This window comes from Gemmata algarum (genome assembly GCF_034097035.1).
GTDB lineage: Bacteria > Planctomycetota > Planctomycetia > Gemmatales > Gemmataceae > Gemmata > Gemmata algarum.
The window spans coordinates 15460-42340 of sequence record NZ_JAXBLV010000217.1 but is presented as its reverse complement, the minus strand read 5'-3'; the positions used below and the strand labels follow the sequence as shown (position 1 = coordinate 42340).

23 protein-coding genes are annotated in these 26881 nt (G+C 66.9%); 8 read left to right on the top strand and 15 right to left on the bottom strand.

Features of this window, described 5'->3' with window-relative positions; all coding sequences use genetic code 11:
- Nucleotides 1-71: 71 nt before the first annotated feature.
- Nucleotides 72-1400 (bottom strand): right-handed parallel beta-helix repeat-containing protein, encoded by a 1329-nt coding sequence (locus R5W23_RS26120; protein ID WP_320688899.1) that lies wholly within the window; start codon nucleotides 1398-1400, stop codon nucleotides 72-74.
- Nucleotides 1401-1920: 520 nt separating this feature from the next.
- Nucleotides 1921-2580, bottom strand: coding sequence for a GDSL-type esterase/lipase family protein (locus tag R5W23_RS26115; protein ID WP_320688898.1), 660 nt, complete (start codon nucleotides 2578-2580; stop codon nucleotides 1921-1923).
- Nucleotides 2581-2678: 98 nt separating this feature from the next.
- On the opposite strand from R5W23_RS26115, the gene R5W23_RS26110 reads away from it, so the two are divergent.
- Genes R5W23_RS26110 through R5W23_RS26095 form a run of 4 tightly spaced genes read left to right on the top strand, consistent with a single transcriptional unit; the run spans nucleotide 2679 to nucleotide 6111 of the window.
- Nucleotides 2679-3518, top strand: a complete 840-nt coding sequence (locus R5W23_RS26110; RefSeq protein WP_320688897.1) for an FkbM family methyltransferase — start codon at nucleotides 2679-2681, stop codon at nucleotides 3516-3518.
- Nucleotides 3519-3542: 24 nt separating this feature from the next.
- Entirely contained in the window at nucleotides 3543-4832 is a 1290-nt protein-coding gene (locus R5W23_RS26105) for an NADH-quinone oxidoreductase subunit D (protein ID WP_320688896.1), read from the top strand.
- On the top strand, nucleotides 4829-5440 hold the full coding sequence (locus R5W23_RS26100; protein ID WP_320688895.1) for a hypothetical protein: 612 nt from the start codon (nucleotides 4829-4831) through the stop codon (nucleotides 5438-5440). Before R5W23_RS26105 ends, R5W23_RS26100 begins: the two co-directional genes overlap by 4 nt.
- Nucleotides 5441-5469: 29 nt before the next feature.
- Nucleotides 5470-6111, top strand: a complete 642-nt coding sequence (locus R5W23_RS26095; RefSeq protein ID WP_320688894.1) for a hypothetical protein — start codon at nucleotides 5470-5472, stop codon at nucleotides 6109-6111.
- A 90-nt stretch (nucleotides 6112-6201) separates the two neighbouring features.
- Here the strand turns inward: R5W23_RS26095 and R5W23_RS26090 are convergent, their stop codons facing one another.
- From R5W23_RS26090 to mutL, 5 genes are all read right to left on the bottom strand, one after another.
- Nucleotides 6202-7518, bottom strand: coding sequence for a DUF1501 domain-containing protein (locus R5W23_RS26090; RefSeq protein ID WP_261190358.1), 1317 nt, complete (start codon nucleotides 7516-7518; stop codon nucleotides 6202-6204).
- Nucleotides 7519-7788: 270 nt separating this feature from the next.
- Nucleotides 7789-8157, bottom strand: a complete 369-nt coding sequence (locus tag R5W23_RS26085) for a DUF5684 domain-containing protein (protein WP_261190359.1) — start codon at nucleotides 8155-8157, stop codon at nucleotides 7789-7791.
- A gap of 639 nt (nucleotides 8158-8796) precedes the next feature.
- Nucleotides 8797-9510, bottom strand: coding sequence for a MinD/ParA family ATP-binding protein (locus tag R5W23_RS26080; RefSeq protein WP_320688893.1), 714 nt, complete (start codon nucleotides 9508-9510; stop codon nucleotides 8797-8799).
- Nucleotides 9511-9581: 71 nt separating this feature from the next.
- Complete coding sequence (locus R5W23_RS26075; RefSeq protein ID WP_320688892.1) at nucleotides 9582-11645, bottom strand: PQQ-binding-like beta-propeller repeat protein; 2064 nt, start codon at nucleotides 11643-11645, stop codon at nucleotides 9582-9584.
- A 110-nt stretch (nucleotides 11646-11755) separates the two neighbouring features.
- Nucleotides 11756-13957: a DNA mismatch repair endonuclease MutL gene (gene mutL / locus R5W23_RS26070; protein WP_320688891.1), complete on the bottom strand. Its 2202-nt coding sequence runs from the start codon at nucleotides 13955-13957 to the stop codon at nucleotides 11756-11758.
- Nucleotides 13958-14101: 144 nt separating this feature from the next.
- Between mutL and R5W23_RS26065 the strand changes: the two genes are divergently transcribed.
- Nucleotides 14102-14326 carry a hypothetical protein gene (locus R5W23_RS26065; protein ID WP_320688890.1) on the top strand — a complete coding sequence of 75 codons (225 nt, stop codon included), beginning with the start codon at nucleotides 14102-14104 and terminating at the stop codon, nucleotides 14324-14326.
- A 12-nt stretch (nucleotides 14327-14338) separates the two neighbouring features.
- Here the strand turns inward: R5W23_RS26065 and R5W23_RS26060 are convergent, their stop codons facing one another.
- The 5 genes from R5W23_RS26060 to R5W23_RS26040 form a co-directional block, all read right to left on the bottom strand.
- Nucleotides 14339-14878, bottom strand: coding sequence for a hypothetical protein (locus tag R5W23_RS26060; RefSeq protein WP_320688889.1), 540 nt, complete (start codon nucleotides 14876-14878; stop codon nucleotides 14339-14341).
- A gap of 65 nt (nucleotides 14879-14943) precedes the next feature.
- Nucleotides 14944-16308, bottom strand: coding sequence for a DUF1501 domain-containing protein (locus R5W23_RS26055; RefSeq protein WP_320688887.1), 1365 nt, complete (start codon nucleotides 16306-16308; stop codon nucleotides 14944-14946).
- 69 nt (nucleotides 16309-16377) lie between these two features.
- Nucleotides 16378-16965, bottom strand: coding sequence for a hypothetical protein (locus R5W23_RS26050; protein WP_320688886.1), 588 nt, complete (start codon nucleotides 16963-16965; stop codon nucleotides 16378-16380).
- Entirely contained in the window at nucleotides 16965-17459 is a 495-nt protein-coding gene (locus tag R5W23_RS26045) for a hypothetical protein (RefSeq protein WP_320688885.1), read from the bottom strand. Before R5W23_RS26045 ends, R5W23_RS26050 begins: the two co-directional genes overlap by 1 nt.
- A gap of 27 nt (nucleotides 17460-17486) precedes the next feature.
- Entirely contained in the window at nucleotides 17487-19367 is a 1881-nt protein-coding gene (locus R5W23_RS26040) for an Hsp70 family protein (protein WP_261190668.1), read from the bottom strand.
- Nucleotides 19368-19497: 130 nt separating this feature from the next.
- Between R5W23_RS26040 and R5W23_RS26035 the strand changes: the two genes are divergently transcribed.
- Nucleotides 19498-21921: a fused MFS/spermidine synthase gene (locus R5W23_RS26035; protein ID WP_320688884.1), complete on the top strand. Its 2424-nt coding sequence runs from the start codon at nucleotides 19498-19500 to the stop codon at nucleotides 21919-21921.
- 219 nt (nucleotides 21922-22140) lie between these two features.
- Here the strand turns inward: R5W23_RS26035 and R5W23_RS26030 are convergent, their stop codons facing one another.
- Both R5W23_RS26030 and R5W23_RS26025 read right to left on the bottom strand, forming a co-directional pair.
- Complete coding sequence (locus R5W23_RS26030) at nucleotides 22141-23328, bottom strand: class I SAM-dependent rRNA methyltransferase (RefSeq protein ID WP_320688883.1); 1188 nt, start codon at nucleotides 23326-23328, stop codon at nucleotides 22141-22143.
- 133 nt (nucleotides 23329-23461) lie between these two features.
- Nucleotides 23462-23890, bottom strand: coding sequence for a response regulator transcription factor (locus R5W23_RS26025; protein ID WP_261190665.1), 429 nt, complete (start codon nucleotides 23888-23890; stop codon nucleotides 23462-23464).
- Nucleotides 23891-23947: 57 nt separating this feature from the next.
- Here R5W23_RS26025 and R5W23_RS26020 point away from each other — a divergent pair, with 57 nt between their 5' ends.
- Nucleotides 23948-24970 carry a histone deacetylase family protein gene (locus R5W23_RS26020; protein ID WP_320688882.1) on the top strand — a complete coding sequence of 341 codons (1023 nt, stop codon included), beginning with the start codon at nucleotides 23948-23950 and terminating at the stop codon, nucleotides 24968-24970.
- A gap of 66 nt (nucleotides 24971-25036) precedes the next feature.
- On the opposite strand, the gene R5W23_RS26015 is transcribed toward R5W23_RS26020, so the two are convergent.
- Nucleotides 25037-25423, bottom strand: coding sequence for an HU family DNA-binding protein (locus R5W23_RS26015; RefSeq protein WP_320688881.1), 387 nt, complete (start codon nucleotides 25421-25423; stop codon nucleotides 25037-25039).
- Nucleotides 25424-25949: 526 nt separating this feature from the next.
- Here R5W23_RS26015 and R5W23_RS26010 point away from each other — a divergent pair.
- Complete coding sequence (locus R5W23_RS26010) at nucleotides 25950-26858, top strand: WD40 repeat domain-containing protein (protein WP_320688880.1); 909 nt, start codon at nucleotides 25950-25952, stop codon at nucleotides 26856-26858.
- Nucleotides 26859-26881 lie beyond the last annotated feature (23 nt).

The following is a 26881-nucleotide window of genomic DNA, read 5'->3' as shown; positions in this document are numbered from 1 at the left end:
AGCGGCGGTATTACCGGGTACGTGTCCCAGGATCGATCCGGCAGTGGCACCCTTTGCGATTGCTGCCGTCGTCAGGGCTTCGGCCCAAGCGCACCGACGTTTGGCTTCTCGCCCCCTTTCGCGGGAGCATCCGTTCCCGCCCCGACCAGTGGGCTGCCCGCGACCGGCCGTAGGAGATCGATTTCGGGCAAACCGCCATTCGCTTGGCGTGCGCGGGTCAACTCCGCTTCATCCAGATTCAAGAAGTGCTTGTCTGCCAGTTTCAGGTCGAGGTCGAACGAGTTGCCGGCCCGTTCGCACTTCGTCGCGTCCATCCGCACCACGCCACGCCGCGGCGGGTAGATCAGGTTGTTGACCAGCTTGTGTCCGTACCCGTCCACGTCCGTCGTGTTGTCGGCCTTCCGGCCGAGCATGTTGAAGTCGGCGCCGTTGCGGGACGCGGTGTTGTTCACCCAGTCGCACCCGCCGGGGTGGTGGTTGGCGTAGAACCCGCTGTTCTTGTTGCCGACCGCCAGACAGAACCGGACCACGTGTCGGGGAACCGGGTCCGGGAGCCGGGCCGCCGGGGTGCTCCCATAGCCGCCGGCCTTGAACCCGTTCCCGTCCGCCAACCGGTCCCCTTTAGCCGAGTACCCGTTGCGGAACGCCCAGCAGTGCTCGAACACCACCGGTTCGTGGGCGTTAATGCAGTCGAACCCGTCGTCGCTGTTGAGCCACGCGCGGCACCCGCGGAACACGTTCCCGGTGCCGCCCTTCGTCGGGTGGCACCCGAACCCGTCCACGTTCCCTCCCTTGCCGTCCTCGGAGGTGGCGTCGTGGTTGTTGTGCGCGTCGCAGTTGAGTACCAGATTGTCCGACCCGCGGGTGACGTAGAAGCCGATCGCTTGCCCGTCGCGGACCGTGAGCCGCTCGTACACGTTGTGGCTGCCGGCGTTCTCGAACCCGATGGACTGGGTGTGCCCCTTGGCCGTTACCTGGACTCCGACCACCTCGAAGCCCCGGAGGTGAACCCAGGACCCGCTAACAAAGAATGCGTTCACCCGTAACCCGTCCGGCTTGACCGCGGACAGATCGAACACCGGGCGCTCGTCCTTGTAGGCGAAGTAGCGGATCGGTTTGCCCCGCTCGCCGCTCTTGCTCAACTCGGTGACATACGCCCAGATCCGGTGCTTCCGGGCGATGCCGGATTCGGTCAGCTTGTAGGTGCCGCCGCGGACGAAGACGGTATCGCCCGGGCCGACCGCCGCCTGCGCGCGCTGGATGGTGGCGAACGGCCGTTCCAGGGTGCCGTTGGCGTCGTCGCGTCCGGTTGGGGAGACGTACACTTCGGCGGCGGTGCCGTAACTGCCGACGGTGACCAACAACGTCAGGGCGAAGCCGACCCGTTGGCAGGTGCTCATGTCACCGTCTCCGTGGTGCCGTGACGAAAGGTGAGTAAATGCGAATTGTACCGCCGGAACCATGCCTGTCGCACGGTGCAAAGTGGTTCCGGCGGCCACTGCCATCAGCCGTTAGAGCGGAGCGACTGCCGATTCACTCGAACCCGCCGGCCCCGCGCAGAGGTCCGAAAACAACCACGCTGAGGCTATACCCGCCTGCGGCCGTGGACGGTTCGACGGCAATTGGTCGAACCGCCCACGCCAGCAGGCCGGGGGCTCGAAGTCAGCGAAGCGGTTGAATTGTGGCGGGTGGAGAGCTGCTCTCAACTCGCACCGGGCACTGTAACGGGGGTTACGGCACCGAGCGAGAGGGCGCTCGGTGGGGTGCGGACGGGACATCTGCTACCGCTGGACTGGCAACTCGCTGGCGGTCCGCTGGGGTGCTGCTACCATGCGAATCGGGTGCTCCGAGCCGCGAGGGCTCTCAAAAAACGCCGGCGCGAACAAGGCGGCGTGGCCCGCGAAGCGCACGAAAACTGGCTCAGCGTAACGCTTTGTTGATCGCCTCGGTCCACAACTCGTAACCCTTGGGTGTCATGTGCAGCCCGTCCTTCACGAACAGTTCCGGGACCGGTTTGCCGTCGGAACCGAGCATCAGCGGAACGACGTCCACGAACACCAGCCCCGTCTCGCTCTCGCAGTAGGCGCGGACCAGGGCGTTCGCCTTCTTTTGTGCCTCAAAGAGTTTCCACCGTGCGAGGCTCGGTTTCACGGCCACGAACAGTATTCGGCACGACGGGTTGTCCTTGCGGACCGTCGCGACGAAGGCTTTGAAATCGGCCGCCACCTGCTCGGGTTTGATCCCGCGGCCGATGTCGTTGTCGCCGGCGTAGAACACGACCGTGCCGGGCTTGTACGGGGTCAGAATGCGGTGCGCGAAATGAGTGCTGTCCGCGATCACCGAGCCGCCGAACCCGACGTTGACGTATCCGGCTCCCGGAAAAAACTTTTTCACGTCCCAGCCCACGATGCTGGAACTGCCCGCGAAGAACACGCTCCCGGGTTTGGGAGGGGCCGCGGCCAGCCGCTTCTCGTGCGCGAGAATGTTCTTCTCCCACTTGGCGAACGGGTCCACGGGGCGCGGCGGGGGCGCGACCGGCAGGTCGGCGGCGAGGGTCGAAGCGAGCACAAGAGCGAGCATCGGTTCGGGTTCCGGTACGGGAGGAGTGGGTACAGCATATCGCACCGCGTCCGCTGCCGCTACAATCGCCACCACCAACCGACCCCAGGCGGTGCCACATGGAACCGATCTCGCCCTCTGATCCCGTTGCGCCGCCCCCGCCGCGGCGTTCGTTTCTGTTCGGCGGGTTGCTCGGCGGCGCGGCCGGGCTGGTCGGCGGTGCCGGTGGGCTCGCCGCCGCCAAGCCGCCCGGGTGGGCGTGGAGCCCGAAGCCGGTGCTGCCGGCCGAGCCCGCGCCGGCGATGCCGAACGAAGCGAAACCGTCTTACGCCCAGTTTGGCGAAGACATCGTTGCGGCCGGGCTGCTGGCGTCGGTGCGGGTCGAGAAGCCGACCTACCTGGACGTCGGCGCGTACGACCCGGTGGCGTCGAACAACACGTACCTGTTCTACACCCGCGGCGCGCGGGGCGTGCTCGTGGAACCGAACGTGGCTTACACCGATCGTCTCAAAAGCGTGCGCCCCGGTGACACGGTGCTGGCGGCCGGCATCGGCGTCACGGACGCGACCGAGGCCGATTACTACGTGCTGACCGCGGACCAGTTGAACACGTTCGACAAAGCCCAGGTCGAGCACCTGGAGCGCACCACCGAGCACCGGCTGGTCCGGGTGGTGAAGACGCCGCTGCTGAACATCAACCGGGTGATCGCGGACCACTTCGGCGGGGTGGCCCCGGACTTCCTCTCGGTGGACATCGAGGGGCTCGACCTCGCGGTGCTGAGGACGCTCGACTTCGGCCGGTTCCGCCCGAAGGTGGTTTGCGTCGAAACGCTGGTCACCGGTACGCTGGCCCACCGGCCCGAGCTGAGCCAGTTGTTCGCCGAAAAGGGGTACGAGTTGCGCGGGCTGACGTTCCCCAACGCGCTCTTCATGGACAAGCGGGTACTGAACAAGGCGTGACGCCGAGCCGAAAGGGCCTCTCCCGTGCCACCCGAAGACCAGACCGTCGTCGAGTTCGACGTCCGCACCGACGAGATGCTCGTCAACATGGGGCCGCAGCACCCGAGCACGCACGGGGTGCTGCGGCTGGTGCTCCGCACCGACGGCGAGGTGGTCACGGAGGTGACGCCGCACCTCGGGTACCTGCACCGGTGCGCCGAGAAGGTCGGCGAGAACGTGACGCCGATCCAGTTCATCCCGTACACGGACCGGATGGACTACCTCGCCGCGATGAACATGAACCTCGGGTTCTCGCTGGCGGTCGAGAAGCTGTGCGGGCTCAAGGTGCCCGAGAAGGCGCAGGTCATCCGCGTCCTGATCGGGGAGCTGAACCGGATCGCCTCGCACCTCGTCGGGATGGGGGCTTACGGCCTCGATCTGGGCACGTTCAGCCCGTTCCTGTACGCCTTCCGCGAGCGGGAGCACATCCTTGACCTCTTCGAGGACGTGTGCGGCGCCCGGCTCACATACAGCTACCTCACGATTGGCGGCGCGCACGACGACCTGCCGCCGGACTTCACCGCCCGGGTGCGCGCCTTCGTCAGCTACTTCAAACCCCGCATCCCGGAGTACCACGCGCTTCTGACCGACAACCACATTTTCGTGAAGCGCACCGCCGGCATCGGAGTTCTCACGAAAGAAATGGCGCTCGACTATGGCTGCACCGGCCCGATGCTCCGCGCGTCGCTCGACCGCACCAAGGGCGACCCGGGCTGGGACCTGCGCAAAACCGAGCCGTACTCCGGCTACGAGCGGTACACCTTCGACGTGCCGCTGCCGCCGTTCGACCGCGCGCCGCCGGGCGCGGTCGTGGGCGACTGCTGGCACCGGTTCTACGTCCGGATGCTCGAAGTCGTGGAGGCGATCAAAATCGTGGAGCAGGCCGCGGCCCGGTACGACGCCCTGCACACCGAGGGCGAGAAGACGAAGGCCGAGTTCGCGGCCCGTAAGCCGACGCTCTCCGCCGACGACGCAAAGGCCGACGACGCCAAGCTCGCGGAGTTGATGCGCACCCGGTACGCGCACCGGGTGGAGCCGCCGCGGCACCTCAGCCCAGGCGAGTGCTACGTCGAAACCGAGTGCCCGCGCGGGCAAATGGGGTTCCATATTGTCGGGCGGCCGGCGAAGGAGAACGTGCCGCTCCGGGTGCGGGCGCGGTCGAGTTGCTTTGCCAATCTGAGCGTTGCGGGTGAGCTGTGTAAAGGCTGCCTTGTCGCCGACGTGCCCGCAATCGTGGGGAGCATCGACGTGGTCATGGGGGAGATCGACCGATGAAGCTGGCACCGCTGGCGTTGGCCGCCGCGCTGCTGACCGCGCCGCCGGCACGCGCCGACATGGGGCCGCTCCTGCCCGCGACGAAACACGCGAACGTCACAACGACGCGCATCGAAGTTGCGGACGCGCTGCCGGACCACATCGGGGTGTTCGTCAGGAGCTACGGCCTGCCGAAGTTCGCGGACGAGTACGAGTTCGTTCCGCTGGCGCCGGGAACTACACTGGAGTTCGCCGGGCGCTACCACGATCGGGCCGAACTGCTGATCGTGCCCAAGGCCGACGCCGGGGCCTATCCGAACGCCAAGGCGCTCGCCGACGCGGTCGTGGTCGGCAAGGTCCGCGCCGTCGGTCGGACGTTCTACTCGCGCGAGACCTTGCCCAGTTGGGGGCCGGGCGACGTGACGTTGAGTTACAGCGTTCGGGCGGGGGCCGGCACCCCGGAGATCGTGCGCACGAGTCGCTCACCTCTCTGGCAGTGGTACGTTGCCGCGTCGGCGTTTGCTCTCGCGATGGTGCTCGGAGGACTCTGGTGCGTGCGGTTCCTCTTTCGCCTGCGACCGACCCACCGGCCCAATCCGAACGAGGCCGGTCCCCGTCTGGTTGGGTAACGGTCCCGGCGTCACAACCAGGAACTCCCATGAAGAAGCTGATCCCCGCGCTGGTCGCCGCACTTTTGCTCGCAAACGCTGCCGCTGCCGACGTGCCGCCCCCGCCGCCGCCGAAGGGCAAGAAATACGTGTCGGTGACCAACGAGGTCGTGCTCGGTAAAGACGTGACCGGGCACGTGTTCGTTCAGCAGGTGAGTAGCGGTTTCGGTGCGCCGCAGTTTGCCCACGAGAAGTTGGAACTCACTGCCGGTCAGGCGAAAGCGGTGGATGCGGGCGGGCAGCGCTCGTTCGTGTCCCTGTTCGCCGTCCCACAAGATGTGGCCAAGGGGTTCAAAACCGACGCCGAACTGTTCGAGGCGCTAAAGGCGAACAAGGTCAAAGGGGCGCACCGGCTCAATTTTGCCAGCACGGCCACGGTATCGAATCAGGTTAAAGGCAAATCGGTCAAGTGGACACACACCGTTGCCGCAATCGACGCCAAAACCGGTATGAAAGTGAAGGTCGAGGGCGAGGGGTACGAGGAGCCGAAGACCAACCCGAAAAAAGAGGGATCGGCCGTTCCGTTCAAGGGTGTCGCGGCCGGTTTGGCCGTTACCGCGGGCGTGCTGCTCGGCGGGTTCTGGCTCGCCGGTCGCGCACGCCGCAAAGTGCAATCGTGCGCCGCCGGGTAACCCCGCGGAACCGGTCGGCTTATTGGGACCGGGTGTTCCGGCCCCGTTGCAGAGGAGGGTTGCTCCAACGCGATCGCGTTTCGGAAACTGTCACTCGAACAGTTCCTTCACGGTCTCGCCCTGGTCCAGCACCTCAAGCGGCCGACCGTCCGGGGTCGTAAGTTGCTTCCGCGGATCGATCCCCATCGCGTCCAGGATCGTGTGCGCGACGTCCGCCGGGGTCACCGGCCGCTGGGTCGTGTAGGCGCCTTGGCGGTCGGTTTTCCCGAGCACCAGGCCCGGCTTCACGCCGGCCCCGGCGAACAGCAGCGAGGCCGCCTGTCCCCAGTGGTCGCGGCCCGCGTCCTTGTTGATCTTCGGCGTGCGACCGAACTCGCCCATCACGACCAGGAGCGTGTTCTCGAACGTCCCGCGGGCGCTCATGTCCTCGACGAGTGCCGAAACGGCTTGATCGAACTCGGGGAGCTTTTTATCCAACCCCTCGAAGATTTTCCCGTGATGGTCCCAGCCGCCGTAGTTCACCGTCACGAACCGCACCCCGCTCTCCACCAAGCGCCGGGCCAACAGCATCGATTGGCCCGCGGTGCTGCGCCCGTAGCGGTTGCGCAACTTCTCGGGCTCGCGCTCGATCGCGAACGCGCTGCGTGCCTCGGTCGACAACACCATCTCGCGCGCCCGCGCGTGGAACTCATCGTAAGTTGCGATTTGGTCGTTGCCTTCGACCCTCTTTGCGAGCCCGTCGACGGCTTTTAGCAGGGTGTCGCGTCGCGCGGCTTTCTTGGCGTCCGCTTCTGAAGAAAGGTCTTGTACTTTGTAGTTCACTTGGTTCGGGTCGCCGGCCTTGAACGACTCGTACCGGCCGCCCAGGAACGCGCTCTTGCCCAGTTCCCATGTGAACGACGGGTTCCGCGGCACTGCCACGTAGGGGGGGAGTGTGCCGCTGAACCCCGTTTCGTGTGCGACCACCGCGCCGACCGCAGGGTAATCACCGAACGGCGTGCCGAACCGCCCGGACAGCACCCAGTTGGTCGCGGTCTCGTGGTGATCGTTGTTGTGGGCGCCCGAGCGGACCAGCGCGAGCCGGTTCATGACCTGCGCCATTCGGGGCAACCGTTCACTGACCAGGAGCCCCGGAACGGCGGTCGGGATGGTGGCGTACTTTCCGCGCACGTCGTCGGGGGCGTCCGGTTTCGGGTCGAAGCTGTCGTGGTGCGAGAGGCCGCCGCCGAGGAACACCAGCACCACCGACTTCGCCCGCGCCCCGGTTCCCGGAGACGTAGCTCGCGCTTCCGCCTGGAGCAGCGACGGGAGCGACAGCCCGGCCAGTGCCCCGACCCGTAGGAAGTCCCGGCGTGAGGTGCCCGTACAGTTCGCGTGCGGTTGGCGGTTCAGCACGACATCGATCATCGGAACGGCTCCGGGCTAGTTCTGTGTCGAGAAGCGAGAGCGGGGAACGAGATACCTACTTAAGTCGGCGGACGGCGGGCCGGAATAGCGCGGCGGGGGGAACTTCTGCCTTCCCGCAGTTTACCCCGGTGTTGCGCCCCGCGGAACAGGTAACTTCGTTACGGGCGGCGGAATGCGGCCCCGCTCGGGCCTCATGCGATTCCATCGACATCGGGGTTCCCGCGCCGCGGGCTCGCGGGGCGTGGCTTCCATTCGACCGCGAACCGACGCTTACCGTTGGTCGGAAAGGGCCGTTCCGGTTTCCTGATAACGGTCCGAACTGAACCCGAGGAGCGGGTAGAAGATGAACCCGAGAAGTGTCAACCCCAGCCCGAACGCTTCGCTCTTGCCGAACCGTTTCGCGACTTCAAGGTTCACGAGGATGGCCGCGATCACCTGGACCACCGGCACGAATATGAGAACGTACCAGAGCAGGCTCAGTTTCGCGACGCCCACGATGAGGACGTAGATGTTGTAGAACGGCACCAACGCGGCCCATCCCGGCTGACCGGCTTTCGGAAACACCCGCAGCCAGCCGATCAGTACGCCCGGGACGGTCACCGCCCCCCAGACCAACAGGTACCACGCCAGATCATCCACGCGGGCAATCCCCCGAACCGGCGAGCCGAGCGACTCGTTTTAACAACCGCTCACGCACGTGCGCTGTGTTGACAGTCAAAGCCGTGGCCTTTGTCAGGCAGATGACTGCCTCGACGGCTTAACCGACGAGGCAGCAAATCGGGACACGGCGGAAGGCCGCAGCATGATTGCCAAGAAGGCGCTTGACTGAGCCATTTATTACGAGCGAGTTCTTGCACGGGGCTAACGGTTACCGTCGGCCTTGGCCGTTGTCGCGGCCAGTTCCACTGTTGTCGCTACCACGCTAACCGCGTTGGCCCCGGCAGACGTTGCAATGTCCGTCGCGGCATTTCCAGACAGATCACGCGGGCGGGGACACCCCGATGCGTTTAAAGTTGACAATTTTAACGTGTTCGGCCTCTGAGCACAACGGCCCAGGGCCGCCTTTCCTATGCCGGTCGCAGGCGTCTCGTTTTTTGCCGCGCGATGCGCCGCATACCGTCTGGGAAAGGCGAGAACGTGGACGGGGCCGTCGGTAACGTTTGGGAACGCGCCGCGCAACCGCGACCGCCTGCTTGGCGGAGCCGTCAGGTGAGGCTTACGTGCTGCTTCGGCTGCAAGGAACGCGGGCCGCTTCGACCGCGACCACTGTAGATACCTTCAAGCCAGCCCGAACTGTGTGGCCACGGCAGCAACGGCTCGGGCGAGCGGGTGACCTGGCAGATGCATTGCGGCCGGCTCGGGCGCCTCGCTCGCGATTGGCAGTACGGCCCCACGTGCGACTCCGAACGCCCGCTCCAAGTCTCGAAGCAACGCGGCGCGGTCGAGAGAGCCGGGTACCTCGCTGAGCACCAGCGCGGTATCAGGAATGCCCAACCGCCGAACGACCTCAACCGCGACTGCGGTGGTTTGGTAATCCTGCCGATTCGGGCGCAGCACGAGCACCACCCGGTCGGCTGCGGCCGCGATTAACAGCGCGTCTTCGCCCAGCCCACTTGGTGCGTCGACAAACAGGACGTCGAGGGTCAGCGCGTCGGCGATCGTACCGAAGGCTGCGCCGAGTGATTCGGCGTCGTATTCAACGGTGAACGGTCCCGCCGGGATCAGGTGTACGCTCCCGGTGTTGGGCATTTCGGCCAGGGGCACGTGATAAGCCGCGTCCCGGAGGGTGCATCGACCGATCAGGTGATCGCTCAAGGTATGAATGATGTGGTCGGAATTGAGGTCAAAAAGGGTACGCAATCTGGTCGCGGTGGCGCCGATCTCGATCACCCCGACGCGCTTGCCCCGTCGCGCGATCGACGCAGCAAGGTGGGCGGTCAGGTTGCTCGTGTCGGCGCCGGCCGGCGAGTGGACGGACACAATCCTGTGCATGGGTAAAACCTCAACGCGGAACCCGGCCAACGACCGTCGCGCGGGCATCGGGCCGCGGAACCGGCTGACCGTCACTCTCCGATCACATCCTCGAACTTGAATACCGCGACGTGGCGGACGTTCGGGTTCGGGTCTGTTAGGTGCGCCCCGAAGTAGATCGTTCGCTTGCTCCCGGCGCTCGTCGCGGTGCTGAGCACCAGGGGCGTACACATGATGTTGTTCTCGTCACGTCCGGCCCAATCGTAGCCGGGTAATGCGCCGCGCCACCACACCACCGCTCCCGTCTGTGGGTTCAAACAGAACATCCGTCCTTCGCGTGACACCGCATAGACGGCTACCGGGAATCCGCCCTCCGCGGCTACCGCCGGCGCGCTCGTTACCGAACTGCCGATACCAGCCTTCCAGCGGAGCTTACCGGTGCGCCGGTCGAGTGCGTACACGAACCCGTCGCGGCAACCGGCGTAGATCGAGAACGCGTCGGCGGCGAGCCCCGTGTGAACCGACCGCGGTAGCGGGTACCGCCACTTCTCTTTTCCGGTCTTCGCATCGAGACAGCACACGGCCCCTGCCGCCTCCGCGTCACGCACCGTACCCTCTTCGTCGTAATGCCACACGTCGGCGCCCATGTTTCCGGTGCCGACGCCGTAAAACACGTTCCCGTCGCTCACAAGCGGCTGACCGAACACGCGCAGCCCGAGGTCGGTACGCCACTTCTCTGCCCCCGTCATGGCGTCGAGCGCGACCGCGACGTAGGAGTACAGTCCGCTGCCGACGAATACGGTTCCGTTGCTCACGACGGGCGCCGCGTCGATGTGGATGCCCTTTTCTTGACCGCCCTTGAACTGCCACACCGGCGCGCCGGTGTCGGCGTCGGCACAGTAAAGCCCGTCGTCGCCGGCCGGGAAATACACCTTACCGCCCGCGACCGCCGGCGCCCCTTCGGTGTGGCTCGCGGTTTTGAACGGCTCCTTCCAGACGGGAGAGCCGGTGCCGGCACCGACGCAGAACAGGCGCCGGCCGCGGTCCTCGTGCATTCCCTCGCCGCAGTACACCTTTCCGTTTACGACGGTAGGCGTGCAGAAGACCGCTTTTAAGTCCGGGTCGTCGAGAGCCCATTCTACTTTTCCAGTTGCGCGGTTCACGCAGAGCACGCGCCCGTCGGCCGTGCTCACGCTGATCCCGAACACGAGGCGCTCGCCGTCGAGGGCGAGGTTCGACATGACCCGGCCGAACACCCGTTCCCTTTTGTCGCCCTCAAGTTCGAACGCCGCGATCGCAACGGGCTCGCCAACGAGGCGCGGCCCGAAAACCGTTTCGGCATCGCCGGTTTCGGTACCGGTCGCGACCGGACCGCTGTTCGGAGCGCTCGTGAGTAACACGGTTGCGAACCCGCACAGCACGAGCGTTCCGAGCGCGACCGCCTCACCGGGAAGGCTGAGCCGCACGGCGGGCGCGCGACCGTCTGGGCCCAAATCGGCGCGGCGGGTCAGTGCGCGGTAGCCGGCGTACAGCGTGGCGGCGAGCAGCGCCAACCCGATGAACGTGAACTCTCGCATCGGTACGCGAAGGGTGCTGTCCCAGCCCGCGAAGAGAGCGGTCAAGACCGTACCGAGCGCCGCAAAGGCGGTTAAGCCGGCCAGAGCAAGAATCTCTGTGCGGTCCGGCGATGTGGTGACCTCAGGCGCGTCGGCCGCCATCTGCCGGTAGCGGCGCCCGGCCCACACGAGCCCGACGAAAGCGAAAAGGGTGAAGTAACCGGCGATTGCGGCGGGGCCGAACCCGCTTCCCGGCGGGAGCCAGTGCGGGCGGTACGTGACGAGCGCGAAGTACACGAGTGCGAGGGTACTGTTCAGACTCGCGACGACGAGAAACGCGCGCCAGCGCCTCATCCCGATCGCCAGGCGCGCCAACATTCCGGGGAATAGTGCCGCGACGACCGCCAGCGGGCCAATCAGCACGAACGAAGGGATCACACCCAATAGTGCGGGCGAACCGAGCCCTTCGGTGACGGTAAGCAACGGTTCTGTGCCGGCGCACGCGAGCGGAGAAGTGGTCGTGGCCGCGGTAGCCACCGGCGCGCACGCCGGCAGCGCGAGAAATGCGAGGGCGCCGAAGCGCGGGATCAACAAGCGCATAGCGAGTGGATTCCTCGGGGCGGCGTCCGGTTGAGTGTAACCGAACGTCGCCCGGAAGCCCACCCGCCCGTTACACGGGCCGCGACCGTGACCGTCGCTGCCACCGGAACTCACGTGCGCCGGAACTGCTTGTCCAGTTCGGCGCGGCTGAAGAGGAGTGATGTCGGGCGCCCGTGCGGGCAGTGGTGACTGTCCTCGGCCATCTCACGCAGGTGGAGGAGGTACGTGATCTCCTCCGACGAGAGCTTGTCACCGGCCTTCACCGCGGCCTTACACGCCATCGTTGCCATCAGCAGGTGGAGGAGCGCTTCCTTTGTGGGGGCTCGCTCCTGCGTCACAATGTGGTCGATCACCCCGCGCAAGATGACGTGCGGGGGCTTGCGTCCCAGCAGCGTGGGGTAACTCGATAGCAGGATCGTGTTGCCGCCGAAGTCGGATACGTCCAGACCCAGTTCGGCGAGCGCGTCGGCGCACTCCAGTACGAGCGCGGCCTGCTCGGCGGGCAAGTCGACCGGCTCGGGGATCAGGAGCCGCTGCACCTCGAGCTGGCCCGCGCGGATGCGCCGGCGGAGCTGCTCGAACAGGATGCGCTCGTGCAGCGCGTGCTGGTCGATGACCAGCATTCCGTCGGGCGTTTCGAGCACCAGATACGAGTCGTGAAGCTGAATCGCGGAACTGGAGCCGGCCGGCGCGCCCGCAACGGGTGGCGCGGTGCTCGCTCGCGCCGGTGGCGCGGGAGCCGGTGCGCGTTCTTGCGGTTCCCCGGGGCTCATCTGCTCCACCGGCGGAGCGCTCACAAACTGGTGAGCGAGGGGCGGAGGCGCTTCGGGCGCGATTGGGGCGGTGAACTCGCTCGGCGCGACTTCGGCGCTCTCCTCTTCTTCAGTCCGGTCAACGGGAGACGGCTCCGATTCCTCTTGCTCTTCAAAGGGAGAGAGAGTGGGAGCCGCAGGTCTTTCGCTTGGCGCGTCGATAACCGCTGTGCGTGAGGGTGGCGTAACCGGGCGTGATGGCGGCTCCGTCACGCGCGATGTGAACAGTGACGGCCCGAACGATGACGATGACGATGACGCCGGCCGGACCGGTGTGCTGGTGCGAACCGGCTCCGCTTCTCGTGCCGCGGGTGCCTGGCGCACCTGAACGCCCGCGGGCGTGCGCCAGAACGGGTCCGCAGCCGCCCCGAGTTCCCACGGCGCGAGGGTCTGCTCCGCCAACTCGCGCCGCGGCGAGGTGAACAGCGACGGCGTTTCGATCTTCGGCTCCGGTTCCTCGGCGAGCGCGCCGTCCTCGATGCCCTGCGGGACCGTCAGGTGCGGGATGAGGTTCTCTTTCAGCAGCCGCTGCTTGATGGTGGCCCGCACGAGCGAGTAGACCAGCGAGTTCTCCTGGAACCGCACCTCGGACTTCGTCGGGTGGACGTTCACGTCGAGCTTGTCGGGCGGGAGCGTGAGGAACAAGAAGCCGATCGTGTACCGGCCCGCCATCAGGAGCCCGCGGTACGACTCTTGAAGGGCGTGCGACAGGCTCCGGTCGCGGAACCAGCGGCCGTTCACGAACAGGTACTGGAGCTTCGAGTTGCCGCGGTCGCACTTCGGGTCCGCGATGTAGCCCCGGAGCCGCATGGGGCCGTCGCCGGAATCGATCTCGTAGAGGGCGTCGCGCACCTCACCGGTGAAGAACAGCGCGATGCGGTCCAAGAGGCCGGCGCTGCCGGGGATGTCGTACACGAGGCGGTTGTTGTGACGCAGCGTGATGTGGAGCGCGGGGTGCGCGAGCGCGAGGCGTGTGACCGTTTCGCACACGTGCCCGAGTTCGGTGGCGACGCTCTTGAGGAACTTCTTCCGCACCGGCACGTTGTAGAACAGGTGCCGCACCTCCATGCGCGTCCCCGGGGCGCCGTTCCACGGGCGCGGGTCGGAGATCCCGTTGCCGTCGCATTTCACCTCGCAGCCGCTCGCGGCCGTGTGCGTGCGCGACTGGAGCGTTATTTGGCCGACGCCCGAGATCGACGCGAGCGCCTCGCCGCGGAACCCCATCGTGCGGATCTGAAACAGGTCGTCGGCGGTGGTGAGCTTGCTGGTGGCGTGCTGCGAGAACGCCAGCGCGAGGTCGTCCGGGTCGATCCCGCACCCGTCGTCGACGACGCGAATGAGTTCGGTGCCGCCGGCGTCGAGGTCGATGTCGATGCGGGTGGCGCCGGCGTCGATGGAGTTTTCCAGCAGTTCCTTAACGACGGACGCGGGGCGCTCGATCACCTCGCCCGCGGCGATCTTGTTGACGACATCGGGCGGCAGTTGGCGGATGCGTGACATTGAGAACCTGCGGGCACAGAAGGCGACGCATTTAGTATCGCGTTCCGGCGGGGCGAAAGTGAACCCCAGTTGGTTCGGCGCGCCGGTTGCAAGCGTGGCCGGGGGCCATCGTTTTGAGAACGCATCGATATGCAGGAGCCACAAATGAAGCCGGTTCGCGCCACGGTTCTAACTACCGCCACCTTTGCGCTCGCTCTGCTCGTTGGGTGTGAGCGACCGGCGCCGAGCACGCCCCCTGCTGCACGCGAAAAAGAAACCGATATCCGAATTCGCACGCCCGGCGCGGACGTTGACATTCAGGGGCGCGGAAAGGGGGCCAACGATAAGGACCGCAAGGTCGATGTGGACGTGCGGACGAAGGACCGCTGACCCGCCGACGGGTCAGCGGTGGCCGAAAAGCGCCTGAAGGCCGAGGAACGCGGAGCTGGCGATTGCGAGGTACAAGCCGACGAGGCACCCGAGGGTACGCATCCAGGTGCTTTCGGGCTCATGCCCCACATACGTCCGATCCCGGAGCGGCCAATCGCTTGCCGGTCGGTCCGGAAGAGGTCCTTGGTACCAAAGTTCGTCTAATCCGAGCAGTGCCCCAGACATCGTCCGCAGGTGCCGCCGCACTCCCCCGTAAGGTGTCACCCCTTTAGCAACAGAGTATGAGCCCAGTTCCCAGCCCTCGCCTGTTGGCTCCTCGTCTTCTTCGCCCTCGCAACCCCAGAACGATTCGGGCCAGCGGATGCGAATACAGGAATCGCTGGCCGTTTCCCACTCGAAGTAAGTTTCCTGACAACTTAACCCGCTGTAATCGAAGTGAATCCCAATGCCTTTCGGGTAGAAGTACACAGCTTCTCCATAGGGCAGTACTTCCGCCGTCGACCAGCAACCGATGGGACCGGCGGCGAACATTTCTGGGGTCGATTCGGACATTCGCGCCTCAAACTCGTGGCACCATCACTCTCATTTGACACGTGTCGGCGCGAACGGTTCGCGTGTCACCCCCGCGATTCGAGTAACGCGCTGATGGGCTCACCGGTACTCACGGGGCGGGTGAAGCCGTCCGGCGAGAGTCGGGTCGCGGGATCGACGCCCAACGCGGTGTAGAGCGTTGCGCTGAAGTCTTCGAGCGACACCGGATCGTCTTTCACATAGGCCGCGGTGCTGTCAGATGCGCCGTACACGGCACCGCCGCGTACGCCGGCTCCAGCCAGCATCGCGGAGTAGCAGTTCGGCCAGTGGTCCCGGCCGTTCACGCCCGTCGCGCCCTTCGAGATGCGCGGCGTGCGCCCGAACTCGCCGATCAGCATCACCAGCGTGTCGTCCAGCAGTCCGCGGTCGGAGAGGTCCTCGATCAGCGCGGCAACGGCTTGGTCGCACCGGGGGAGGGCGAAGCCGAGCCCGTTCCAGCCGTCGCCGAAGATGTCAACGCCCGCGTTCCCGTGCATGTCCCACGTCTCGATGCTCATGAACTTCTCGCGCGGCTTCAGGCCGGTCCACGCGACCACGCTCGTGAGCCGCACGCCGGCCTCAACCAGACGGCGGGCGAGTAACAGGTTCTGCCCGAGCGGGTTGAGGCCGTACCGCTCGCGCACCTTCAGCGGCTCCTGCTCGATGTCGAACGCCTTTTGCGCGGCGGGGCCGGTGATCAGGTCGAACGCCTTCGCGCGGTGCGGTGTGAGCGGGTTGTTGCCGTCGAGCTCATTCAGGAGTTTGCGCCGGCCGGCGATTCGCGCCGGCGGCATTTCGCCGACGCCCTCGAACGCCCGCACCTTATACCCCGGGGTTGCGAGGTTGTCGTCGTGGCTGTTCCCGACGAGCAACGGGGCGTGCGCCGCTCCCAGCGCGCCACCGGTCAGGTACGTTGGATCGGGCGGGGCCGCACCGCCGCCGAACTTCTGAAGCCAGACGTAGTCGGGGACGCGGGCCACGGACGGCTTCAGTTTCGCGATTACCGAACCGAACGCCGGGTCATCGCCGGCGGGCGTGCGGCGCCCGGCGAGCAGCATCTTGTTCGCGAGGTCGTGAACCGGGACCGGGTGTGTCATCGAGCGGATCACCGCGAACTTGTCCGCGTTGCGCGCGAGTTGCGGCATCAGTTCGCCCACCCTGAGCCCCGGTACCGCGGTGGCAATGGGCTTGTACGGGCCGCGCAACTCGGCGGGCGCGTGGGGCTTCGGGTCCCAGGAATCAAGCTGCGACAGCCCACCGTACTGGTAGATGAAGATGCAGTGCTTCTCGCGCCGCCGGTTCGCACGGGCCTGCTCTGCGTGGAGCAAGTTTGGGAGCGAAAGGCCGAGCGCCGAGAGGATGCCGGTTCGTACGAGGTCGCGGCGCGACGGAAGTGAAGGTGGGGCGGGCATGGTAGGGCTCCGAGAGCAAAGGCGGGAGCCCGATCATACCGTCAGGGGAATAGGATCGCTACGTTGCGGCTACGGTTGTGTTACGGGTGGTGTGCTATCCGCTGGCGTGAAGTTCTGGATGAGCTGAAGGAACTCGTTTAACCGCTCATACGCGTCCCGTGGACGTACCTCGGTCGCCGGCCGCATTTCCGCTCTTCGCCCATGAGCCACCCAGTTGCGCCAAGCTCGTATCTGATTAACCTGCTCGACGAGGTTTTTCTCTTGTTCGTTCAGTTTGAATGCCTGGAGTAACTTGCCAAAGCTCCCGTGCGCGATGGTCTCTTCTACCTCTTTCCCCGCTCGTACCAAACTCGGGTGCTTCAACCGGCTGATTTCTGGCTCCAGTTGGGATCGGAGTCGATCGCGAACGACGGCCTCGAACACCGAGAACAGTACGAGTACCGCCAAGTCGTCGTGCTCATCGCTCACGACCTTGGCTTCTGCCGACATTTGCACGGCTTCCACGTGCCGGAGCACATTATTCTGCTTGACGCGGGCCACCCACTCGTCGGATTGCTCCCACGGGAACTCGCCCCAGAATTTGGCGAGGTGTGTCAAGCGTTTCATCCCCTCGGCCACCGCCTGATACCAGCGCCAGGCGTCATCGAGGGTGCGCATCAGAACGACTCCCGAACAACCGCCTCAAACCGCTCCGCGTCCAGTGGGACGACATCGTTTCCGTTGACATTCAGCGGCTCGAACTCTTTCTGAATGAACCACTTCCCGCCCGGCGCCCGGAACAAATAGCACGTGCGCATGCCGAGCCCGCGGAGCTGAACCCCTCCCTGCGCGCGCACTGGTGTGGCTTGTCCCGGCAGACGGATCGTCGCGGCCACGAACCGGGCCATCGGCAGGAATCGCACGATTCGATCCACCAAGGCGAGCTTGAGAACCGGTACTTGGTAATCTCCGAACGCGAGTTCCTCGCCGGGGATCTTCTCGATCGTGCGGTCAATGAGGTTTTCCGGATCGCATACTGTCAGCCATTCTTGGAGCTGCCGGTACAAGTCGTTAAGCGCGTCGAGCCACTCTTGTAGGATCTCACCGCGCCGGAGCTTCTCTTTTTTGAGTTGCTCCGCTTCTGCTCGCAGGTATTCCGCTAGCACGCCCATACCGCACCTCCTCCGGGTGGCGCCATTCTACTTCCCCTCGCGGGCGTTGAACTCCAGCTTCCACTTCTGCTTGCCGTCGCGGGATTGGAGCCACAGCTCCAACTGTCCCACTGTCGTCACCTTGCTGTACAGGTGGACCGGCACCACTGTGCCACCCGGCGCGGGTCCCGTCACTTCCAGGGTGGTCTTCACCGGCGCCAGTTCGTCGATCTGCCCCTCCCATTCCTCGACTACTGCGCCGGGCGGGTCCTCGCGGCGGACCGTCGAGCCCAGGAACCGGAACTCCGCCTCCGTCCCGACGCGCACGCCCACCTCGTAGCTGGGCACGTCGGCCTCGGTGCCCTCTTCCATGCCGAACGGGGCGACACAAATCGCCTTGACCGGCGGGGCGAACCCCGGGACCGCGGGCATGTTTGTTTCCACGCCGATGTAGTAGGAGCGGGCCGTCCCGCCCCGGATGCGAACCCCCTTCCCGCGCTTCACTAGGCCGTAGTACGCAGCCCCGCGGGCCACCGCCAAATCCAGGTCCGCACCGGGCAGCTCGCGCGTCGGCTCGGCGCCGGCCGCCCGCGCCCAGTCCCCGAGGACGCTCAGCAGCCGGGCGCGGAGCGGGTCGCCTTTGAACACCCCGCCGTTGAACAGCACCGCCGCGGGCGTGCCGGTCGCGGCCCCTGCGGCCGGGGGCGGGGCCGACGCGCCGGCCTTTTTCTTCTTTCCGGCGCTCGGCGCCTCGCGATTCGCCAGCGCCTCGGCCTGGCGCGAGAGGAACGACGCGAGGTGCCGCGTGATGCCCGCGTCCGCCACGTATGGCAGCCCGACCTCGGCCAGACCCGAGGTGCGGTTCAGGGCGGGGAGCGCGTCCCGCGGGCACTCCGGGAAGAAGCCGTCCACCAGCACCCGCACGACGTCCGCGCGCGTCAGCTCGTGCTTGATGCTCCCGCCGACGAGGCTCCGGCCCTTGCCCAGAACCGTGACCGGCGCGCTTTGCAGGTCGGGCCGCGCGAACAGCTCCTCCTTCGCGCCGCGGCAGGCGTAGGTGAGCTGAACCATCTGCCCGGCGTCGAGCCGCGCCCCCTTCGCGGCCAGCGCCTGCGACGCGTGGTACGCGAGGGTCAGGTCCATGTTGTCGCCGCCGAGCAGCAGGTGGTCGCCCACCGCCAGCCGCGTCAGCGCCAGGCTCCCGTCCTCTTCGCCCACCTCAATGAGTGTGAAGTCCGTGGTGCCGCCGCCCACGTCCGCCACCAGCACCAGTTCGCCGACGCTCACCTGCTTGCGCCACTCGTCGCCGGTGCGGTCGAGCCACGCGTAGAACGCCGCCTGCGGCTCTTCCAGGAGGGTCAGGTTCTCGAACCCGGCGGCCCGGGCGGCCTCGACCGTCAGCTCGCGGGCCGCTGCATCGAACGACGCGGGCACCGTGAGCACAATGTCCTGCACCTCGAGCCGGTTGTCGGCCACGTCCTTCGCGATCGAGTCGTTCCACGCCTCCGCGATGTGCTTCAGGTAGCGGGTGCTGGCTTCGAGCGGGGACACCTTTCGCGCGCCGGCGTCGGGCGCGCGGGTCGGCAGGATCGGGGCGCGGCGGTCCACGCCGGGGTGGCACAGCCACGACTTGGCGCTCGAAACGAGCCGGGTGGGCACCTGCGAGCCGAACGCCCGTGCGAACTCGCCCACCGTGTAGTCGCGCTTGGCGTCCCAGGGCAGCTTGAGCGCCCCGGCCGGTTGCTCGCCCTCGCCCGGCAGGTACAGGAACGACGGCAGCAGCGGGCGCTCCTCGACCGCGCCCTGCGCCACCACCTGCGCGATGGGGAGGGTGACGACCTTCGCGTCCTTGCCGGCGCCGGTGTCCACGTAGGCGAGGGCACTGTTGGTCGTGCCGAGGTCGAGGCCGACGACGAAGCGCGAGCTCATGACGGGGTGCTCCGAGTACGAATTACACCAATTCTACCCGCCCGGCGGAACCGGATGGCCGTCGGCCGGTTCCAAACGTAGCTTGCGTTCAACCGTGCCCCCGTACCACCGGACTTTCGATTAACACCTTATGAGTATCGCACCCGCACCGGCCGGCACCTCGACCCCCCTTCCCGTGGGCCGGCTCGTCGGGGTCGGGGCCGTCATTTTCTTCGCGAACGCGGCCCTCCTCGTGCTGCAACTGGTGGCGGGGCGGTTGTTGAGCCCGTACATCGGCTCCAGCCTCGAAACGTGGACCGCGGTCATCGGCGTGTTCCTCGCCGGGATCGCGCTGGGGAACGCCTTCGGCGGGAAACTGGCCGACCGCTACCCCGCCCCGAAGACGCTCGCGGTGCTGCTCGCCGTCGGCGGGCTGACGGCCCTGTGGATGATGCTGTTCCCGCAACTGCTCGGCTCAACAGGGCTGCACAAGTCGCTCCCGCTGGGGCCGCGCATCCTGATCCTGGCCGCGGCCCTGTGCCTGCCCGCGGGATTCGTGCTGAGCCTGCTCACGCCGCTCGCGATCAAGCTCGGGCTGCCGGACGTGGGGCACACCGGTCGCGTCGCGGGCGTCATCTTCGCGCTCAGCACGCTCGGGTGCCTCATCGGGAACTACGTCACCGGGTTCTACCTGATCCCGGTACTCACGATCAACGCGCTGGTGCTGGCGGCGGCCGGGGGGCTGTTCGCCCTCGCCGGCGTGGCACTGGCGATGGGGCGCGCTGCGTCGGCCGCCCCGGAGGGAGAGAAGGGGGAATCCGATTCGTCGGTGGCGGGTGCGCCGCGGATCAACCCGCACGCGTTCCCGAGCATCGCCCAGGCGTACCTCGTCGTGTTCCTCGCGAGCTTCTGCGGGATGACGCTCGAACTCACCGCCACGCGGATGCTGGCGCAACAACTGGGGGTTTCGCTGTTCACCTGGACCGGTGTTATTGGCGTCATGCTCGCCGGCACCGCGTTGGGGAACTTCACCGGCGGGCAACTCGCCGACGGGGTGAACCGGCCCGCGCGGGGGCTGAACCCGCGCCTCGCGCTCGGCTGGACCCTGTGCGGTGCCGCGGGGTCGGTGGTCCTCGCGCTGCTCGTCTACGCGGTCCTCTCGCGCACCGAGATGTACACGGACCTGGACGCGATCACTCAGGTGCTCGCGTGGACCTTCAGCCTGTTCTTCCTGCCCATGTTCCTGTTGGGGCTGGTGTCGCCGCAGGTGATCCGGCTCGCGGTCCCCGATGTCGCGCACGCGGGCCGGGTCGCCGGGCGCGTGTACGCGTGGAGCACCGCCGGGGCCATCGTCGGGACGTTCGCGACCGGCTACGTCCTGCTGTCCACGCTCGGGATGCGGAACACGCTGCTCCTCGCCGGCCTGATCCTGATCGCTACCAGCATGATCGTCGCGCGGGTGTGGGAGAACAACTCGCTCCTGTACCTGTTCAGCATCGTGCTCGGGGGCGTGGTCGGCGGGTTCATCCTGGGCATCCGCAGCGCCAACGAAGAGGGGCTGGTGGCGCGGGTCGAGTCGAACTACTACACGATCAAGGTGACCGAGGTGGAAGGCGACGAGCCGATCCGGAAGCTCACCCTGGACCACCTGATCCACTCCAGCGTGAAGCTGTTCGACCCGTCGTACCTGTACTACGAACACGAGCACATCCAGATGGAGTTCCTGCGCGTGGCCCGGACCGCCACGCCGGAGCCGAAGGCGCTGGTGATCGGCGGCGGCGGGTACACGTTCCCGCGGTACGCGCAAGAGCTCATGCCCGAATCGAAGATCGACGTGGTGGAGATCGACCCGAAGGTCACGGAGGTCGCGCGCGAGCACCTCGGGCTGCAACACTACCCGAACATGCGGGCGATCCACATGGACGGCCGGCAGTTCGTGGCGGAGCGGGTGCCGGCCGGCACCTACGATCTCGTCATCCAGGACGCGGTGAACGACCTGTCGGTGCCCGCGCACCTGATGACCAAGGAGTACAACGACGCGGTTAAAGCGGCGCTGAAGAAGGACGGCGTGTACCTGCTCACCATCATCGACTCGGTCGGGTACGGGAAGCTGTGGAAGGCCGCGATGGCGACCCTGTGCCAGTCGTTCCCGCCCGAGAACGTGGTGCTGCTCACCGCGGAAGGCCCCGCCCCGGGCGAGTCGCTCGACGCGTGGGATAAGAGCCGGCGGGTGCTGGTGATCTACGCCTCCGACAAGCCGTTCAACTTCACCGCCCTCAGCAACGTGGTTGCCGCGCAGCTCCCGTCGGACGTGCGGTTGCGGAAGATCGGTGGCGCACTTGGTTTCGATATGGGGTTTGTTGAACTGCCGGGCGGCGGACCAGTTCCCTACACCGCCCGGGCGATGCTGGCGGAGCGCGCCGAGTACCTGCGCCGGCTTCGGGTGTTCACCACGGTGGTCCCGGCCGACCGGCTCAAGCCGTACACCGACCGCGAACCGGGCGTCGTCCTGACCGACCAGTTCTGCCCGATCGACAACCTCATGGCCGAGGTGTTCCGCCAGCGGAACAAGTAGCAGAAGAGGATTGGCCACAAGGGAGGAAGGCAGAAGAGGATTGGCCGCAAAAAAGCACAAAGGGCACAAAAGAAAACCGAGTACGAAGACGAAAGGGCAAGTTCAAAACTCTTCTCTATCTGCTTTGGTTTCCTTTTGTGCCCTTTGTGCTTTTTTGCGGCCAATCCTCTTCTTCTTGGCTGCTGCTTCCCTTTGTGGCCAATCCTCTTCTGCCCTCATTCACAGCACACGACTGACGAGGCACTTGAGGTAGCCGGACTCGCGGCACGTCACCGCGACCGGGTGGTCCGGGGCGGGGCCGCGGCGCTCGACGATCTGCACGTCCCGCTTCGCCTCGACGGCGACCTGCGCGAGCACCTCTTCGAGGTCCAGCATGGTGATCAGGCCGGTGCAGCAGCACGACACCAGCACGCCATCGGGCGCGAGCAGCTTCAGCGCGAGCTGGTGCAGCCGTCGGTAGCCCTTGAGCGCCTCCGGAATCGCCCCCCGGTTCCGGGCGAACTTCGGCGGGTCCAGCACCACCACGTCGAACTTCCGGCCCGACGTGGCGAGCGTGCCGAGGTGGTTGAACACGTTCACGCGCTCGAACGCCACGTTGTCGAGGCCGTTGAGCGCCGCGTTCCGGCGGCCCAGCTCCAGCGCGGGCTCGGAGCCGTCGAGGCACAGCACCTCGGCGGCGCCGGCGCGGGCCGCGTACAGCCCGAACCCGCCCGAGTAACAGAACGCGTCCAGGAACCGCTTCCCGGTCGCCAGGCGCGCGACCGCGGCGCGGTTGTCGCGCTGGTCGAGGTAGTAGCCGGTCTTCTGCCCCTCGGCGAGGTTCACCAGGAACCGCATCCCGTTCTCGGCGATGCTGAGGTCGGGCGGGGGCGGCTCGCCCCAGAGCAACTGGTCGTGCAGTTCGACCCCTTCGAGCTTCCCGACGCCCTTCTCGGTGCGCAGGTAGATGCCCTTCGGGTTCAGCAGCTCGCGGAGCGCGGACACGATCAGCTCGCGGCGGCTCGCGATCCCGAGGGCCGTGAACTGCACGGTGAGCCAGTCGCCGTAGCGGTCCACCACCATGCCCGAGAGGTAGTCCGACTCGCTGAAGCAGACGCGGTAGCCCGCGTCCGGCCCGTTCAGCTTCAGTACATCGTGCCGCAGGCGTAGGGCCGTCGCGAGGCGGTTGCGGAAGAACGTCTCGTCGAGCGGAACGTTCTCCTCCCACGAGTACAGCCGCACGTGGATCTTCGACTGCGAGTTGAACAGCCCGCGGGCGACGAAGTTGCCGCCGTGCGACACCAGATCGACCTCGGCGCCGTCGGCGGGCTCGCCCTCGACGCGCTCGATCGCCCCGGCGAACACCCACGGGTGTCGCCCGAAGAACGGCTGCGCACGCTTGGCCTTCAAGATCACTTTCGCGGACATGATTCCCCCAAAAAGGCGAGCGGGGGGCGTGAGCCCCCCGAGCTTCCGTCGGTGTGCGGAGACGCATCGGCCGAACTTCGGTGTGCGGAGACGCGTCGGTTGAACTCGGGGGCTCACGCCCCCCGCTCGCCGCCTAAAGCCCCTGTTGGACCCGCCCGAGGTACGCCAGCGCGCGACCGATCTGGGTCGGCTCGGCGCGGCTGTCGAGCATGGCCCGCACCCGAAGCAGCAGCTCGGTCTTGTTGATCGGCTTCGTGATGAAGTCGTCGGTACCCGCGTCCACCGCCGTCTCGACATCGTTGGGCTGGTCCAGCGCGGTAACCATCAGCACCGCAACGCCCGCCGTGGCCGGGTCCGCGCGGAGGCGCCGGCACACCTCGAACCCGCTCATTTTCGGCATCATCACGTCGAGCAGGATCAGGTCCGGGTTCCACTCCCGCGCCGCGGCCAGCGCGTCGGCCCCGTTGTGGACCAATTTCGTCTCGAACCCGGAGCCGTCCAGGTGCGCGTCGAGCAGGTCCGCGTTGGACGGGTTGTCGTCGGCGATCAGAATGCGCGGCATCTTGTTCCCCTGTATCCTTCCACCAGGGAACATTATAAGCGCCGCGCGGGACGAGCCATGAGAGTGATCCTGAACTCGCGCCACGCGGACCACGCGGCGCCCGGTGAGTTCGAGGCCGGGGCGGTGGTCCCGTGCCACGAGGCGCCGGGGCGATTCGGTGCGATTCGTGGCGCACTTGAGGCGGCCGGTGGCTTCACCTTCGAGAACGCCGCGCCGAACGAAGAGTGCGTTGCGGCGGTCCACCACCCCGCGTACGTCGCGTACCTGCGTGGCGCGAGTGCCGAGGCGAAGCGCGCGAACGGCGGCGGGTTGAACTCGTTCTGGCCCACCGTTTTCCCGTTCGGGCCGAACCCCCGCGCCCGCGGCGCGCACGCCCTCCGCGGCGCGTACTGTTTCGACGTCTACACCCCGATTCTGCCCGGGACCTTCGGCGCGGCCCTCGGCGGCGCCAGCGCCGCGTTCCGGGCGGCTGAACTGGTCGCTGCGGGAACCGAAAAGAGCGTGTACGTTCTGAGCCGCCCGCCGGGGCACCACGCCGAACACGACCGCTGCGGCGGGTACTGCTACTTCAACAACGCGGCGGTCGCGGCCCAGCACCTCTCGCGCCTGGGCAAAGTGGCGGTGCTTGACCTCGACGTTCACCACGGAAACGGGACCCAGCACATCTTCTACGACCGCGCCGACGTGCTCACCGTGTCGGTCCACGGCGACCCGGCGGGGCTGTACCCGTTCTTCAGCGGGTTCGCCGACGAAACGGGCACCGGCCCCGGCCTCGGCGCGAACATGAACGTTCCGCTGCCGCCGGGCACCGATCCGGACGGGTACCGGCCGGCCCTCGCACACGCGCTCGACGCGGTCGCGCGGTTCCGCCCGGCGTTCCTGGTGTTCGCGTTCGGCGCGGACGCGCACGAGGCGGACCCGATCGGCGGGCTCAAATTGCCGACCGACTTCTTCGGCGAAATGGGGGCCGCGGTTCGTGGCTTGGGACTGCCGGCGGTGATCGTTCAGGAGGGCGGGTACAACCTCGGGGCGCTCGGCGCGAGCGCGGTCGCGTTGTTGAGAGGTGTTGAGTCGCGCTGACGTGCCACGAAACGCGGCCGGGGCGGAACCCGCGGGTTCCGCCCCGGCCGCGCGTGAACCGCCCGCTCACGCGAGGGCGGCCTTGATCGCCTTGATCGGGCGGATGTTGACCTTGTTGTACGCCGGGCGTGCTTCGGTGGTGTACTCCTTGCCGTTGAGCGGGTTGATCTTCTTCTGCCCGCCCGCCCGGGCCGCGACCTGGGACAACGACATGCGAGCCAGCCCCGGGAACACGAACTTGCCCGGACCGTTCGGCCCGAGTTGAGCGGTCACGGCATCGACGATCGCGTCGAGCACGCCCTCTACCTGCTTTTTGCTCAGCTCGGTCTTCTCGGACAGGTGCGCCACCAGTTGCGACTTGGTCAGCGCCTTCTTGCTCACGGCTTTCTTCGCCGCCTTCGCCGCCGGCTTGGCTGCGGCGGACTTGGCCGCCGACTTGGCTGCCTTTGCCATAGCACGTCCTCCATTTAGAGAGGGGTAAAACAGGAATCTGCTTGAAAACTAAGGGTTTTCGCAGCGGGTTGTCAACACGACAACGCGAAATCACCTGAAATATCTGGCATTTTCTCCCCTCAACCCCTCTTGTAACGCGGTTTGTACGTGTTTTTCAGCCTTTCGCGGCCCTACACACGGTACGCGCCCTACGCGCGCAACCGACGCGAGCCGCTATGGCATGAGCCCGGAAGGGGCTTCGTGCGTTCACGCTCACGGCAGTGACGAGAAGAACCGGTGGGGTTGCGCGTGTCGCGAGGGCCGATCCGATGAACCTGGTTTCGCGCGTGTCACTGATGGCCCTCGGCCCGCTGGCCGCCGCGGTATGCCGGGCCGTCGACACCGCCGCGCTCAGTGAGGGGCCGCAAGCGTCTGCCGGGCCATTGCCGAGCGGTTCACCGACCGCAGCCTCCGCACAACCGAAGCGCTCGCGCACGCGTCCGACCGGGCCGGGGCTGCGATTGAAGGCGCACTCAGCGGTGAATCCGTGGTCACGCTGGCGGACCGGGCGGACGACAAGGCGCTGCGTGAGCAGATCCGGTTGTTCGTTCTGAACGCCCAATTGAACGGTGAGCTCGGTGCCGACGCCGATTTCGCGCTGCGGTGCCTGGCCGAATTGCGGTCCGCTCGGGTGTTGGGGGTGCTGGACGGTGCGGCCGACCCGGCGGCGCTCGCGAACCGGCTCGGCGACCTCGCGCACTTCAGCGACCCGGCCGCGGTTGTCCGCGAGCAGTGGGCGCTGGCCGACGAAATCGCCGTCGAGCTGCGCGCCCGCGGGTTCGGCACGTTGGCCGCACTGCTGACGCTGCGCCCGGTCGGTGACGCCAACGCCGACCCGCTGCTGGCGGTCACGGTGCGGTACTACTTCCGCCGCGCGGTCGAGGAGGACCCGCGGCTGTTCCAGGGCTTCGCGTTCTCGCAACTCGAAGTGATCAGCCGCACGCAGGAGAACGCCGCGACCGCGCTCGCGGGTGTCGCCGCCCGACTGGACGCGCTCCACGAGACGCTACGGGATCAGGAGTTGCCGTTTGCGGACGAGGTCGTGGACGTACCGGAGCCGTCGGTCGCGGATCGGTTCCGCGAACAAACCAACGGCGTGGTCGCGGCGTCGCCGGACGGCACCCGTGTCCTCGGCGGGTCGAAGTACGACGGGAAGCTTCGGCTGTTTGACGCACGGACCGGCAAGGAACTGCGCCGACTGGCGGGCCACACGGGCTGGGTCGTTTGCGTCGCGTTTTCGCCCGACGGCGCGAAGGCGCTGTCCGGCGGCGCGGACGGCTCCGTGAAGATGTGGGAGGTCGCGACCGGTAAATTGGTCCGCGCCTGGCCGCCTAAGCGCGGGGCTCCACCGGTGGCGATCGGGTTTACCGCCGACGGGCGCCCGCGGCTCGCGTGACGACGCCACACGATTCTGGAAAA